12 protein-coding genes are annotated in these 14,936 nt (G+C 63.6%); 4 read left to right on the forward strand and 8 right to left on the reverse strand.

Going from position 1 to position 14,936, the window contains the following annotated elements; genetic code table 11:
- Positions 1 to 111 precede the first annotated feature (111 nt).
- The 5 genes from M653_RS0104000 to M653_RS0104020 form a co-directional block, all read right to left on the reverse strand.
- A complete protein-coding gene (locus M653_RS0104000; protein WP_027142135.1) occupies positions 112 to 942 on the reverse strand; it encodes a dipeptide ABC transporter ATP-binding protein in 831 nt (276 codons plus the stop codon).
- On the reverse strand, positions 939 to 1,796 hold the full coding sequence (locus M653_RS01000000132050; RefSeq protein WP_015314099.1) for an ABC transporter ATP-binding protein: 858 nt from the start codon (positions 1,794 to 1,796) through the stop codon (positions 939 to 941). Before M653_RS01000000132050 ends, M653_RS0104000 begins: the two co-directional genes overlap by 4 nt.
- A gap of 2 nt (positions 1,797 to 1,798) precedes the next feature.
- Complete coding sequence (locus M653_RS0104010) at positions 1,799 to 2,653, reverse strand: ABC transporter permease subunit (protein ID WP_245262054.1); 855 nt, start codon at positions 2,651 to 2,653, stop codon at positions 1,799 to 1,801.
- 70 nt (positions 2,654 to 2,723) lie between these two features.
- Positions 2,724 to 3,731, reverse strand: coding sequence for an ABC transporter permease subunit (locus tag M653_RS0104015; protein ID WP_027142137.1), 1,008 nt, complete (start codon positions 3,729 to 3,731; stop codon positions 2,724 to 2,726).
- A 50-nt stretch (positions 3,732 to 3,781) separates the two neighbouring features.
- Complete coding sequence (locus M653_RS0104020; RefSeq protein ID WP_027142138.1) at positions 3,782 to 5,374, reverse strand: ABC transporter substrate-binding protein; 1,593 nt, start codon at positions 5,372 to 5,374, stop codon at positions 3,782 to 3,784.
- 469 nt (positions 5,375 to 5,843) lie between these two features.
- Between M653_RS0104020 and M653_RS0104025 the strand changes: the two genes are divergently transcribed.
- Together M653_RS0104025 and M653_RS0104030 are read left to right on the forward strand one after the other, a co-directional pair.
- On the forward strand, positions 5,844 to 7,829 hold the full coding sequence (locus tag M653_RS0104025; RefSeq protein ID WP_027142139.1) for a long-chain fatty acid--CoA ligase: 1,986 nt from the start codon (positions 5,844 to 5,846) through the stop codon (positions 7,827 to 7,829).
- Between the two features lie 92 nt (positions 7,830 to 7,921).
- Positions 7,922 to 8,581 carry a 50S ribosomal protein L11 methyltransferase gene (locus M653_RS0104030; protein ID WP_084636412.1) on the forward strand — a complete coding sequence of 220 codons (660 nt, stop codon included), beginning with the start codon at positions 7,922 to 7,924 and terminating at the stop codon, positions 8,579 to 8,581.
- Here the strand turns inward: M653_RS0104030 and M653_RS0104035 are convergent.
- Together M653_RS0104035 and pgi are read right to left on the reverse strand one after the other, a co-directional pair.
- Complete coding sequence (locus tag M653_RS0104035) at positions 8,565 to 9,287, reverse strand: HAD family hydrolase (RefSeq protein WP_027142141.1); 723 nt, start codon at positions 9,285 to 9,287, stop codon at positions 8,565 to 8,567. The two genes, M653_RS0104030 and M653_RS0104035, sit on opposite strands and share 17 nt — an antisense overlap.
- Before the next feature lie 5 nt (positions 9,288 to 9,292).
- Positions 9,293 to 10,936 (reverse strand): glucose-6-phosphate isomerase, encoded by a 1,644-nt coding sequence (pgi, locus tag M653_RS0104040; RefSeq protein ID WP_027142142.1) that lies wholly within the window; start codon positions 10,934 to 10,936, stop codon positions 9,293 to 9,295.
- Positions 10,937 to 11,250: 314 nt separating this feature from the next.
- On the opposite strand from pgi, the gene M653_RS0104045 reads away from it, so the two are divergent.
- Positions 11,251 to 12,744 (forward strand): PLP-dependent aminotransferase family protein, encoded by a 1,494-nt coding sequence (locus tag M653_RS0104045; protein ID WP_015314107.1) that lies wholly within the window; start codon positions 11,251 to 11,253, stop codon positions 12,742 to 12,744.
- A 180-nt stretch (positions 12,745 to 12,924) separates the two neighbouring features.
- Positions 12,925 to 14,514, forward strand: a complete 1,590-nt coding sequence (locus tag M653_RS0104050; RefSeq protein WP_027142143.1) for a trimethylamine methyltransferase family protein — start codon at positions 12,925 to 12,927, stop codon at positions 14,512 to 14,514.
- Between the two features lie 6 nt (positions 14,515 to 14,520).
- Here the strand turns inward: M653_RS0104050 and M653_RS0104055 are convergent, their stop codons facing one another.
- The gene (locus M653_RS0104055; protein ID WP_027142144.1) at positions 14,521 to 14,919 is read right to left on the reverse strand and encodes a hypothetical protein; all 399 of its coding nucleotides are present in this window, start codon (positions 14,917 to 14,919) and stop codon (positions 14,521 to 14,523) included.
- Positions 14,920 to 14,936: the final 17 nt, after the last annotated feature.

The following is a 14,936-nucleotide window of genomic DNA, read 5'->3' on the forward strand; positions in this document are numbered from 1 at the left end:
GACCCTGGTCGGAACCTTTCCGTGGGAGTCGCGGCTACCTCGAGGTCGTCATCCTATGGCGAAGCAAGGAGCGAAGCGACGCGGCGCAGACCATAGGATGACGAAGAGACGTCAGGCAGCCTTCTTCTTCGCTAACCTCGCCTTGATGCTGGCTACATCGGCACGCGGCGTGGCGGCGAACAGCGTCCTGGTGTAGCTGTGCTTGGGGTCGGCAAAGACCTCGTCGCGCGAGCCGTATTCGACGGCCTCGCCGAAATACATCACCATCACATCGTCGGCGATGTAGCGCACCACCGAAAGGTCATGGCTGATGAATACATAGGTCAGCTGGAATTCATCCTGCAGGTCGGCCAGCAGGTTGAGCACCTGCGCCTGCACCGACAGGTCGAGTGCGGAGACCGGCTCGTCCAGCACCAGCAGGCTCGGGTTGAGCATCAGCGCGCGGGCAATCGCGATGCGCTGGCGCTGGCCGCCCGAGAACATGTGCGGATAGCGGTTGTAGTGCTCGTGACCGAGGCCGACCTTCTTCAGCATTTGCATGGCGAGGTCGCGCCGCTCGGCGGCCGATCTGTCGGTGTTGATCAGCAGCGGTTCGCCCAGCACGTCGCCGATCTTCTGGCGCGGATTGAGCGATCCGTAAGGGTTCTGGAAGACGATCTGCACCTTGCGGCGCATCTCCCTGGTCAATCCGCCCTTGGCGATATCGACCTTGTTGCCGTCGATGAACAATTCGCCTGACGTCGCCGGATCGATCAAGGTGATGATGCGGGCGAGCGTGGACTTGCCGCAGCCGCTTTCGCCGACGATGGCGAGCGTCTTGCCCTTGTCCACCGTGAACGAAACGCCCTTGACCGCATGCACGGTGCGCGGTCCGGTGAACAGGCCGCCGCCGATATGGTAGTCGCGAACGATGTTCTTGCCTTCGAGGACCGTGGTGCTCATGCGGAGGCTCCCGCTGCCGAGGGAGCTGGCTCGAACAGCATGTCGGAAACGGTCGGCAGCCGGTCGCCGACGGCGTTTTCCGGCAACGCCGACAGGAGCGCGCGCGTGTAATTGCTCTTCGGCGATTCAAACAGCGACAGCACGTCGGCCTCTTCCATCTTGCGGCCCTTGTACTGGACGATGACGCGATCGGCGGTCTCGGCCACCACGCCCATATTGTGAGTGATCATGATCAGGCCCATGCCGTATTTGGCCTGCAGCGACACCAGCAGATCGAGGATCTGCTTCTGGATGGTGACGTCGAGCGCGGTCGTCGGCTCGTCCGCGATCAAAAGCTTCGGATTGCAGGCAATGGCGATCGCGATCATGACACGCTGGCACTGGCCGCCCGACATCTGGTGCGGAAACGAGCTCAGCCGTTCTTCCGGATCGGCAATGCCGACCAGCTTCATCAGCTCTATGGCGCGGGCCCTGCGCTGAGCGCGATCCATGCCCATGTGGAAGCGCAGCACTTCCTCGATCTGGAAGCCGACCGTGAAGCACGGGTTGAGGCTGGCGATCGGCTCCTGGAAGATCATCGAGATGTCCTTGCCGACGATCTTGCGGCGTTCGGACGGGCTGAGCTTCAACAGGTCGACGCCGTCGAAGGCCATGCGGTCGGCCTTGACCGTCGCGGTGTTGGGCAACAGCCCCATGACCGCCAGCATCGACACCGACTTGCCGGAGCCGGACTCGCCGACGATGGCCAGCACCTCGCGCGGCTCGACCGAAAGATCGATACCTTGCACGGCCATGAACGGTCCGGCGGCGGTGTCGAAGGAAACGGTGAGGTTCTTGATCTCAAGCAGGGACATGCTCACGACCTCTTCAGCTTGGGGTCGAGGGCGTCGCGCAGGCCGTCGCCGATCAGGTTGATGGCAAAGACGGTGATCAGGATGGCGAGGCCGGGAAAGGTCACCACCCACCATGCGCGCAGAATGAACTCGCGCGCTTCGGCGAGCATCGTGCCCCATTCGGGTGTCGGCGGCTGCGCGCCCATGCCGAGGAAGCCGAGTGCGGCCGCCTCGAGGATGGCGTTGGAGAAGGACAGCGTCGCCTGCACGATCAGAGGGGCGATACAGTTGGGCAGGATGGTGACCATCATCAGCCTAAGATGGCTGGCGCCGGCGACCTTGGCCGAGACGACATATTCGCGGGTCTTCTCCGCCATCACAGCGGCTCGGGTAAGCCGGGCGAAGTGTGGCTGCAGCACGAAGGCGATGGCGATCATGGCGTTGACGAGGCCAGGGCCGAGCACCGCGACCAGCACCAGTGCCAGCAGCAGCGACGGGAAGGCCAGGATGATGTCCATGATGCGCATGATCAGCGTGTCGACCCAGCCACGGCAGTAGCCGGCGAGCAGGCCGAGGATGACGCCGGAGATTAGCGCCGTGGTGACGACGACGAAGCCGATGGCGAGCGAGAAACGCGAGCCATAGATCAGGCGCGAAAGCATATCGCGGCCGACGGCGTCGGTGCCGAGCAGGAACTGCGCGTTGCCGCCCGTCTGCCAAGCCGGCGGCGTCAGGAAGAAGTCGCGGAACTGATCGTCCGGCGAATGCGGGGCGAGCAGAGGCGCGAAGATGGCGATCAGGATCAGCAGGGCGAAGACGAAGAGACCGATCACCGCGCCCTTGTTGATCGAGAAATAGTGCCAGAATTCGCCGAACATCTGCAGCCGCGCGTCCTGCGGCTTGACGACGGTCGCGGCTTCGATGGCGGCTGGGCCTTCATTGGTCATGTCAATTCGCCCGGATACGCGGGTTGATGACGGCATAGAGCACGTCGACGATAAGGTTCACCGACATGACGATCAGCGCGATCAAAAGCAACCCGCCCTGCACTGTGAAATAGTCGCGCTTGGAAATGGCGTCGATCATCCACTTGCCGATGCCCGGCCACGAAAAGATGCTCTCGGTCAGGATGGCGCCGGTGAGCAGCGTGCCGACCTGCAGGCCGATGGTGGTGACGACCGGGATCAGCGCATTGCGGAAGGCATGCAGACCGATGACACGGCGCGGCGCCAAGCCCTTGGCGCGCGCGGTGCGTACATAATCCTCGCCCAGCACTTCGAGCATGGCCGAGCGCGTCTGCCTGGCGATGACCGCCAGCGGAATGGTGCCGAGCACGATGGTGGGCAGAATGAGGTGCGACACCGCCGAGCGGAAGGCGCCCTTCTGGCCCGAAATGAGGGAATCGATGGTCATGAAGCCGGTCACCGGCTTGAAGAAGTAGAGAAGGTCGATGCGGCCCGAGACCGGTGTCCAGTGCAGCGTACCGGAGAAGACGATAATCAGCAGCAGGCCCCACCAGAAGATCGGCATGGAATAGCCGGCGAGCGCGGTCCCCATGGTCAGCTGGTCGAACCAGGAGCCGCGGCGGATGGCGGCGAAAATGCCGAAGGCGACACCGAAGATGATGGCGAAGATCATGGCGAAGATGGCGAGTTCGACCGTCGCCGGGAACCGCACCAGGAAATCCTTGAGCACCGGCGTCTTGGTGGAAAACGAGGTGCCGAAATCGCCGCTGAGGATGTTGGTCAGATAGGTCAGATATTGTTGCCAGATCGGCAGGTCGAAACCGAACTGATGCATCAGCGCCGTGTGGCGTTCGGGCGACAGGCCACGTTCGCCCGCAAGCACCAGCACCGGATCACCGGGCAGGATGCGCACGAAGCCGAAAGCGAGGATGGTTATCCCGATGAAGGTCGGGATGATGAGGGCGAGCTTGCCGAGGATATAACGCAGCATGGCGGGCGAGGTGGGGCGGCGCCCTGTGGCGCCGCCCCGTTTCGCGAACCTTATTCGGCGATATCGACGCCGTCAAAGCGATGGATGCCGAGCGGATCCATCGCAAAGCCGGAGACTGTCTTCTGCATCGGCATGAACACCTTGGAGTGGGCGAGCGTCGCCCACGGTGCCTGCTCCTTGAAGATGACCTGTGCCTGTTCGTAGAGCTTGGTGCGCTCGGCCTGATCGGAAACGGTCTTGGCCTTGTTGATGAGCGCATCGAAGTCCTTGTTGCACCATTCCGCGCGGTTGTTCGAACCGACGGAAGCGCAGCTCAGGAGCACGCCGAGGAAGTTGTCCGGATCGCCATTGTCGCCGGTCCAGCCGACGATGACGGCGCCGTCGTGATCGACCGCCGAAGCGCGCTTGAGGTATTCACCCCAATCATAGCTGACGATGTTGACGGTGACGCCGACCTTGGCGAAGTCGGCCTGGATCAGCTCGGCGGTGCGGCGCGCGTTCGGCATGTACGGACGCGACACGGGCATGGCCCAGACGTTCATCTTGAGGTCCTTGACGCCGGCCTCTTCAAGCATCTTCTTGGCCGCCTCCGGATCGTACGGATCGTCCTTCACGTCCTTGTTGTAGGACCACATGGTCGGCGGGATCGGGTTGATCGCCACCTGGCCGGCGCCCTGGAACACGGCGTCGATAATGGCCTTCTTGTTGATGGCCATGTTGAGCGCCTTGCGGACGCGCACGTCGTCGAACGGCTTCTGCTGGGTGTTGTACATCAGCGCGCCGACGTTGAGGCCTTCCTGCTCCGCGACCGTCAGGTTCGCATCAGCCTGCAGGCCGGCGATGTCGGCCGGTGCCGGATACGACATGATGTTGCATTCGCCGGCCTTCAGCTTCTGCGCGCGCACCGCCGGATCGGTTGTGATGGCGAAGACCAGATCGTCGATCTTCTGCTTGCCGCCCCAATAGTCCGGGTTGGCCTTGTAGCGGATGGCGGCGTCGGTCTGGTAGTCGACGAAGATGAACGGGCCGGTGCCGACCGGCTTCTGGTTGAACAATTCAGGCGTCTTGTCGGCCTGCAGCTTGTCGGCATATTCCTTCGAGACGATCGAGGCGAAATCCATGCCCAGCGTCGGAATGAAGGTGATCGCCGGCTCCTTGAGGGTGAACTTCACCGTGAGGTCGTCGACCTTCTCGACCTTGGTGATGTTGTCGCCGAACTGATCATTGTAATACTGATAGGCAATGCCCGGTATGTACTGGAACCAGGGGCCGTTCTTGTCGACCTGGCGCTGGAACGAGAACACCACGTCGTCGGCGTTCAGGTCGCGCGTCGGGGTGAAGTAGTCGGTGGGCGCGAACTTGACGCCCTTGCGCAGCTTGAAAGTATATTCCTTGCCGTCGTCGGAAATCGCCCAGCTGTCAGCAAGGCCGGGCGAGACCGAGGTCTTGCCGTGATCGAATTCGACGAGGCGGTTGAAGACGGTACGCGAGGACGCATCGAACGTCTGTCCCGCAGTGTACGGCGCCGGATCGAAACCTTCTGGCGACGCCTCCGCGCAATAGACCAGAGTTTTCGCGTTGGCCACGCCGCCCAGGACGCTTGCAGCCAGCAACGCGGCTGCAAAAGTCAATTTCTTCTTCATTGAGCACTCCCTGATGTTCTTCCAAGCCCCTCTATCAGGCTCGCGAAGCGCGCATATAAGCACCGTTTTTCCGGCTTTGGAACACCCCGTTTGCTTACCCCGCGGGAAGCAGGAAAAAAATCCGCGATTTTGCTAAATGGCAGAAAAAATTAGCAGTTTTTTCTATTCACGATATTATTAACGACCGCATTTTTTTATTGATCCGACGTCCGGTACCAAGGGTGCCGCGCGCCGTCTTCATCCGGGCATCGATGCGGAAAAATGCCGGTTCCAAGTACAGCCGGCGGGAACGATTTCCGACGGCAAATCTTTCGGGGTCTTGCCGCAAGGGCAAGACTTGCACCGCCGCCGATAGAGGCAATACATAGGCGGACATGCTGGCGGCAGCGGAGGACGTCTCCATCAATCCGGAGGCGGCGCGGCGCGGGCCAACGAGAAACAGACGACCAGGGTTGTCGAGGAGGAACGGGTGGCAAAAGCATCGAAGGCGTCGGCCAAGGCGGTCTCGAAACCAGCGGCCGGTGGGCAAGGCAAAGCCGCAGCCGCGAAAGCGGCGGCCAAACCCGCCAAGAGCACCCCCACGGCGAAAGCAGCGGCCACCGCCAGTACCGGCAAGAAGCCGGCGACGAAAGCCGCATCGGCAAAGGCATCCGCGACCAAGGCCGGACCGGGCAAGGCCGGAACGACGAAGAGTTCGCCACCCGCGAAGGCTGTACCTGTATCGAAACCGGCGACCGCGGCCAGCCAGCGGCTGCCGAAGGCGCTCACCGAACTCGCCGCCGGCCTGCCGCAAAAGCCATGGCTCAACAGCTATCCCAAGAACATGCCGGCCGAGATCGGCGCCCTTCCCTACAGTTCCATCGGCGACTTCCTCGTTGGCGCCTGCAAGCAGTTCGCCGGTCAGCCGGCTTTCACCTGCATGGGCAAGTCCATCACCTACGCTGAACTCGAACGGCTATCGGCGGCCTTCGGTGCCTATCTGCAGTCCACCGGATTGCAGAAGGGGGCGCGCGTCGCCCTGATGATGCCGAACGTGCTGCAGTATCCCGTGGCGATGATGGCGGTCGCCCGCGCCGGCTTCACGGTGGTGAACGTCAATCCGCTCTACACGCCGCGCGAACTGGAGCATCAGCTCAAGGATTCCGGGGCGCAGGCCATCGTCATCCTCGAAAACTTCGCCAGCACCTTGCAGGCGGTCGTCGCCAGGACCTCGGTCAAGCATGTCATGGTCGCCGCCATGGGCGACCTGCTCGGCGGCCTGAAGGGCTCGATCGTCAATCTGGTCGTGCGCCGCGTCAAGAAAATGGTGCCGGCCTGGTCATTGCCCGGCCATGTCAAGTTCAATGCCGCCCTGAAGGCTGGCCGCGGCATGGCCTTCAAGCCGGCCACGGTGGCCGCCAGTGACGTCGCCTTCCTGCAATATACCGGCGGCACCACCGGAATCTCGAAAGGCGCGACCCTCTCGCACAGCAATGTGCTGGCCAATGTCGCGCAGAATGCGCTGTGGCTGCAGGACGCCTACACCGTCAAGCCAAAGCCGGCGCATCTCAACCTCGTCTGCGCATTGCCGCTCTACCATATCTTCGCGCTGACGGTGAATGCGCTGATGGGCATGCAAATGGGCGGCCAGAACATACTGATCCCCAATCCGCGCGACATTCCCAGCTTCGTCAAGGAAATGGGCAAATATCCGATCCATATCTTTCCGGGCCTCAACACGCTGTTCAATGCGCTCTTGAACAATGAGGACTTCCGCAAGCTCGACTTCAGGCCGCTGCTGCTGACGCTGGGCGGCGGCATGGCGGTGCAGAAGGGCGTCGCCGAGCGCTGGAAGGCGCTGACCGGGTGCCCGATCAGCGAAGGCTACGGCCTTTCGGAGACCTCGCCGGTGGCGACGGCCAACAAATTCAGTTCCGGCGACTTCACCGGCACCATCGGCCTGCCGCTGCCCTCGACCGAAATCACCATCCGCGACGACGACGGCAACAACGTGCCGCTCGGCGAGGTCGGCGAGATCTGCATCAGGGGACCGCAGGTGATGGCGGGTTACTGGAACCGGCCGGACGAGACCGCCAAGGTGATGACCGAGGACGGCTTCTTCAAATCGGGCGACATGGGCTTCATGGACGAACGCGGCTACACCAAGATCGTCGATCGCAAGAAGGACATGATCCTCGTTTCCGGCTTCAACGTCTATCCGACCGAACTCGAGGAGGTCGTGGCGGCGCATCCCGGCGTGCTCGAAGTGGCGGCGATCGGCGTGCCGGACGAGCATTCGGGCGAAGTGCCGAAGCTGTTCATCGTCAAGAAGGATCCGGCCCTGACGGCCGAAGCCATCACCGCCTTTTGCCGTGAGAACCTGACCGGCTACAAGCGTCCCAGATACATCGAGTTCAGGACCGAATTGCCGAAGACGCCGGTCGGCAAGATCCTGCGGCGGGCTTTGCGCGAGTAGTGGGTGATAGGCCTGCCGACGGCGAGGCGCCGGACAACGGTTTGCCGGGCCGGCACCTCCGCCTCGACCCGGCAGCGTTCATCAAGGCGAATATGCGCCTTGTCCCGATACCGGCGCTTCCCGAAATCCAGCTGTACACCGCTCACCCGGGCAGCGGCCTGAGGCGCCTCGTCGACCCTGAAGAGCATCACGATGACACGCGGGAACCGCAGCCGCCCTACTGGGCCTATGCGTGGGCCGGCGGCGCCGTGCTGGCGCGCTATATCCTCGACAATCCGAAGATCGTGACGGGCCGCCGCGTGCTCGACCTCGGAGCCGGGTCCGGCATTGTCGGCATCGCCGCCGCGAAAGCCGGCGCGCGTGAGGTGATAGCCGCCGAGATCGACCGCAACGGCATTGCCGCGCTCGCGCTGAACGCAGCGGCCAACGACGTCACGATCACGATAATGGGCAACGACATCACCACGGGGCCGCCGCCCGCCGCGGACCTGGTGCTCGCCGGCGACGTGTTCTACGGGCAGGAAGTCGCCTTGGGGGTGATGCCTTTCCTCGACCGCTGCCTCGCCGCCGGCATCGAGATCCTCGTCGGCGATCCAGGCCGAGCCTATCTGCCGCGGTCGCGGCTGCGGCTGCTTGCCGAATACAAGGTGCCGGATTTCGGCGAGGCGAAAGACGCCACGCTGAAGCCGAGTGGTGTCTTTCGCCTCGGGACCGAACAGTCCCTCGTCTTGGCGATCAGGCCGTCTCCTTGACCCGCGCCGACAGGAGATCCGGCAGGTCGGCAACCGAATCGAGGATGACGTCGGCGATCTCGGCCAGCGATTCGCGGGTGCCGGTGCCGGAAAGCACGCCGACCGCGAGGCCGCAGCCGCCGGCACGCGCCATTTCGAGATCGTGCCTGTTATCACCGACCATGGCGATCTCCGCCGGCTTCAGCCCGGTAAGATCGCAAAAGGCCTGGATGGTGTCGGGGGCTGGCTTGGGGTTCGCCACCGCATCATAACCATAGGCGGCATCGAACAGTTGCGCGACGCCCAGCGTGACCAAGGTCTTCTCCGCGCCGCTGGTCGAATCGTTGGTGGCGACGCCAAGCCGGTAGGATCGCTTGTGCAGCAGAGCCAGCGTGTCGACGATATCGGGCAGCGCCACCGCCATCGCCGAGCCCTGCACCGAAGTGATCTCGTTGAAGCGGGCGACGGCCAGCATCTGGTCCTCGTTGGATAGGCGCGGAAACCACAGTTCGACGACGTCGAGATTGGTGCCGGAGGCAAAGATGGAGTCGGGTTTGAAGCGCCGGTTGGCGAAATCGAAACCGGCGGCCGCCAGCAGCCTGTCGGCCTTCCAGCGGTCGCCCTCGGCTGCGTCCATGGCCATGAAATCGGCAACGCCGAGCCAGGTCGCGTTGAAATCGACAAGTGTACCGTCCTTGTCGAACAATATGCCCTTGATGTCTGCCAAACTTTTCACTCCGAACCACGCAATTGGTGGATGTATCCCACAAGGCCAGCGGTCGACGCGTCGCGCTTGGCGGCACTTTCCTTGCCTTCCACGACAGGCAGGAGGCCGGTGGCCAGTTCCTTGCCGAGTTCGACGCCCCACTGGTCGAAAGAGTTGATGTTGAACAGCGTTCCCTCGACGAAGACGCGGTGCTCGTAGAGCGCGATCAGCCGGCCAAAGGTGCGCGGGTCGAGCTTGCGGTAGAGGATGGTCACCGAAGGCCGGTTGCCGGAAAAGACGCGGTGTGGCGCGATACGGTCGACGTCCGCCGGCTTCATGCCCTTGGCCAGCATCTGCGCGCGCGCCTCTTGTAGCGTACGGCCCTTCATCAAGGCTTCCGACTGCGCCAGGCAGTTGGCGAGCAGCAGGTCATGCTGGTGTTTGAGATCGGGCTCATGGCCGACGGCGGCGGCGAGGAACTCGACAGGGATCAAATCGGTGCCCTGGTGCAGCAGCTGGAAAAAGGCGTGCTGACCGTTGGTGCCTGGCTCCCCCCACACCAGCGGCCCGGTCGGCGTCGTCACCGGCGTGCCGTCGAGGGTGACGCTCTTGCCGTTCGATTCCATATCGAGCTGCTGCAGATAGGCCGGCAGCCTGGACAGGCGCTGGTCATAAGGGATGACCGCGCGGGCCGGATAGCCGCAGATCACGCGGTGCCACCAGCCGACAAGCCCCAGGAGCGCCGGCAGGTTCTTCTGGAGCGGCGCGGAACGGAAATGCTCGTCCATCTCGTGCGCACCGTCGAGGAAGGCGCGGAAATTGCGCGGGCCGATGGCGATCATGACCGGAAGGCCGATCGCGCCCCATAGCGAATAGCGGCCGCCGACCCAGTCCCAGAAGCCGAAGACGCGATCCTGCTCGATGCCGAACCTGGCCACCAGGTCGAGCGCGGTCGAGACGGCGGCGAAATGCTTGCCCACGGCCTCCTTGCCCAAAGCCTTCTCGATCCATTGCCGCGCGGTCTGCGCATTGGTCATCGTCTCGACCGTGGTGAAGGTCTTGGAGGCGATGATGAACAGCGTGGTTTCGGCGGACAATCCCTTCAGCGTGTCGTGGATATGAGCGCCGTCGATGTTGGAGACATAATGCGCGTGCGGGCCGTCATGATAGGGGGCGAGCGCCAGGGTCGCCATGGCCGGACCAAGGTCCGAGCCGCCGATGCCGATATTGACGATGTCGGTGATCTTCTTGCCGGTGGCGCCTGTCGCCTTGCCGGAGCGGACGGCATCGGCGAAGGCGCCCATGGCGTCGAGCACGGAAATGACATCCGCCTTGACGTCCTGGCCGTCGACCGTGACACCCTTGCCGCTGAGGTTTCGCAGTGCCGTGTGCAGAACGGCGCGGTCTTCGGTGACGTTGATCTTCTTGCCGGCGAACATGGCGGCGCGGCGGCCTTCGAGATCGGCGGCGGCGGCGAGCTTTTCCAGGATATCCATAGTCGCCGCGTCGACGGCGCATTTCGACCAGTCGAGCAGGAGGTCGCCATCGGTAGCGGAGAATGTCTTGAAGCGCTGCGGATCGGCGGCGAAGACCTGGCGCATGTCGCCAGGTGCGGCGGCGCGATGATCGCGCAGGGCGGCAAGCTGTTTCTGGAAGGCTGACTGATCCACTGGCGGGGACTCCTGGCGTTTTAGACGCACCATATCAGACCGGATGTTTCCGGCGCGTGTCGTCGCGCCGAAACTATTGAGCCGAATTCCATGCGGTCAATACGCGGCGATGACGCAGCGCATCACGATGCCATGACACAATGTATCAGCAGGGATCGAGCAGCGAGGCGCCAGCGTCCTGTGTTTCAGGCCCGAAGGATCACTGGCATAAATCCCAAAGATCAGAAAAATTGATTGGCGCAACCCCTTGTGCCACGGTTACGTTCGGCTGGTCCAGCCAAGCAAAAAAAGCTGGCCATCGAGGAACATCTTCCATGCCACAGAGAAACGACACGGCGATATGGTCCGGCCTGTTCCGGATTTCGGCTGAATCCGGCCAGACCCTGCAGGCGCAGATCCGCCAAGCCATCGTGGCCGCCATTCTCGACCGCCAGATCGCCGCTTCGATGCCACTTCCTTCCTGCCGCATCCTGGCCGAAAAACTCGGCGTGGCGCGCGGAACGGTGGTGCTGGCCTTCCAGCAGCTCGTCGACCAGGGTTTCCTGGTGGCGCGCGAGCGGCGCGGCCATTTCGTCAATCCGGACGTGCTGGCGACACCGGCCAAGCCGCACCAGAAGGCGCCCGACCAAGCCAATGAGATCGACTGGAAGGCACGCCGGCAGATCGCCGCCAGCGACATGCCGCCGCCGGCCAAGCACGAGAACTGGATCAAGTCGTCCTACCCCTTCGTCTACGGCCAGTTCGACCCGGCGCTGTTCCCGACCGCCGAGTGGCGCGAGTGCAACCGCATGGCGCTGGCCGTACTGGAGATCCGCAACTGGGCGTCCGACATGGTCGACCGCGACGATCCGCTGCTGATCGAGCAAATCCAGGCCCGGCTGCTGCCCAGGCGCGGCATTTTCGCCAATCCCGACGAGATCATCGTCACGCTGGGCGCCCAGAACGCGCTCTATATGCTCGCTTCGCTCTTGATGACCAAGGGCTCGAAAGTGGCGATGGAGGATCCGGGCTACCCTGACGCGCGCTCGATCTTCCGGCTCGCGGGCGCCGATATCGAGCCGGTGCCGGTGGACCAGTCCGGCATCGTAACCTCTTCTATTCCCAATGATTCCGGGTTCGTGTTTGTCACGCCGAGCCATCATTGCCCGACCATGGTGCCGTTGTCGGCGGAGCGGCGGCAGGATCTTCTGGCGCGCGCCAACCGGCACAACCAGATCATCATCGAGGACGGCTATGACAGCCAGCTTCTCGACGAGGCGCCGCAGCAGGCGCTGAAGAGCCTCGACCGCTCCGGCCGCGTCGTTTATGTCGGCTCGATGTCGAAGACGCTGGCCCCCGGTCTGCGGCTTGGCTACATCGTGGCCTCGGCTGGACTAATCGCCGAACTCAGGGCCCTGCGCCGCTTCATGCTGCGCCATCCGCCGGCGAACAACCAGCGCGCCGTGGCGCTGTTCCTGTCGCTCGGCCATCACGAAGCGCTGGTGCGGCGGCTGTCGAGCGCCTTCGACGAGCGGCGCAAGCGTCTGGTCCATGCGATTTCCGCCTTCCTGCCGGAGTGGCGCTCGACGGATTCGGCCGGCGGCACATCGCTTTGGCTGGAGGGGCCACGCGGCACCGATTCGCGCGGTTTGGCCGAGGCCGCCGCCTCGCGCAGCGTCATCATCGAGCCGGGCGACCGGTTCTTCGATCGCACCGAAAAGCCTTCGCGTTTCATGCGGTTGGGCATTTCCTCGATCGCGCTGCAGCACATCGAGCCCGGCATCCGGGAACTGGCCACCGCCGCCGGCCGCAGGCCCGCAGCCGCCTGATTCCACTGACCGGAGCCGCGCAATCGCGGCTTCGGCTCCTTTAGCTCTGGCATATGCAACCGGACCGGCTGGCTCATAGGCTGTGCCAATGCCGGCGGCATAGTCGTGGCACAAAGGGGAAGAAGCAGCCGATGGTGGACCAACCGCCGCGCTGTTTCTCGTGAAAGGTGGAGTGCTTCGATGTCTGTGGTTCTTGAAAAGCAGGAAGCGGCAGCGGATCAACGCTCGCGCCGCTCCGGCGGACGCGAAGCGCGCCGCGCGATGCGGGCAGCGCCATTGGCCGACGACATCAAACCGGTGCGCGCCGGGCTCGAGGGTGGCAGTTACGGACCACTCAAGGGCAATGATCGCGAGCGCATCCACGAAGCGGTGCTGATGCTCCTGGAGACAGTCGGCTTCGCCAACGCCATCCCCTCCTGCATCGAGGCGCTGACCCAGGCCGGCGCCACCTATGGCGACGATGGCCGCATCCGGTTCCCGCGCTCGCTGGTGCTCGAGACGATCAAGAAGGCGGCACGGAATTTCACCTTGCACGGCCAGGATCCCAAACACGACATGGTGATCCAGGGCAAGCGCGTGCACTACGGAACGGCCGGCGCCGCGGTTCATCTGGTGGACGTCGAGAAGCGCGAATACCGCGAGTCGCTGCTGCAGGACATCTATGACGCCGCCCGCATCGTCGAAGGGCTCGACAACATCCATTTCTTCCAGCGGCCGATGGTGCCGCGCGACATTCCCGATCCGCTCGAAATGGATTTCAACACGCTCTACGCCTGCGTGATGGGCACGTCCAAGCATGTCGGCACCTCGTTTACGGTGCGCGAGAACGTGCAACCGGCGCTCGAAATGCTCTATGCCATTGCCGGCGGCGAAGAGAATTTCCGCGCCCGGCCGTTCGTGTCGAACTCGAACTGCTTCGTCGTGCCGCCGATGAAATTCGCCGAGGACGCCTGCGGCGTGCTTGAGGCCTGCGTCGAGGGCGGCATTCCGATCCTGCTTTTGTCGGCGGGACAGGCCGGAGCCACGGCACCGGCGGCGATTGCCGGCGCCGTGGTCCAAGCGGTCGCCGAAGTGCTGGCTGGCCTGGTCTATGTCAACGCCATCAAACCAGGGCATCCGGCGATCTTCGGCACCTGGCCGTTCGTGTCGGATCTGCGCACAGGCGCCATGTCGGGCGGCTCCGCCGAGCAGGCCGTGCTGACCGCGGCCTGCGCCCAGATGGCGCAATTCTACGATTTGCCGGGCGGTTCCGCCGCCGGCATGACGGATTCGAAACTGCCCGACATCCAGTCCGGCTATGAAAAGGGCATCACCGACGTGATGGCGGGCCTTGCCGGGCTCAACCTGGTCTACGAATCGGCCGGCATGCACGCCTCGCTGCTCGGCTTCTGCCTGGAAAGCCTGATCATCGACAACGACATGCTCGGCCATTGCCTGCGCTGCGTGCGCGGCATCGAGGTGACCGACGAAGCGCTGTCGATCGACACCATCGCCGATGTCTGCCTGAAAGGCCCGGGGCACTATCTCGGCAACGAGCAGACGCTGCGCCTGATGCAGACGGAATATTTCTATCCTGCCGTCGGCGATCGCTTTTCGCCGAAGGAGTGGAACGAGAAGGGTCGGCCCGACATCCTGCAACGCGCGGTCATCGAGAAGAAGCGTGTCCTTGCCGAGCGCTTTCCGCGCCATGTGCCGAAGCTGCTCGATGACAAATTACGCGCCCGCTTCGGCGACATGATCAAGCTGCCGCGCGGCGGCATGGGCGGCTGAGCGCAGCTATTCGGCTGCGAGCCCATAGCGCTCGACGACCTCGGCGTTGATCAGCTTGGCGTGCAGCGCCATCAGCACGATCCGCGCATCGAAGCTGTCGCCGGTTTCAAGAGCCGCCTCGATCCGGCGCTCCGCGTCAAGCCGCTGCAGCGGACCTTGCGCACGCTCGAAGGTCTCCGGTCCGGCGATGCAATAGCCGAACAGGTTCGCCACCTGTGGATAGGCTTGGGGCGGTGGCTCCTCGGGCCAGTGATCCTTCATCAGATTGACGATGGTGAGTTTCACCCCTTCCGGCACAAGGGCGGGATGCAGGTCGGCGCCCCGCAAGGCGGCGTCGAGTTGCCGCAAATCACCCGAGCGGCCGAACAGACCGAGAAAGCCGAGGGAAGAGCGTCGTCCCGCCATTGATGGTCCAATCCGTT

Source organism: Mesorhizobium sp. WSM3626 (genome assembly GCF_000513935.1).
Taxonomy (GTDB): domain Bacteria; phylum Pseudomonadota; class Alphaproteobacteria; order Rhizobiales; family Rhizobiaceae; genus Mesorhizobium; species Mesorhizobium salmacidum.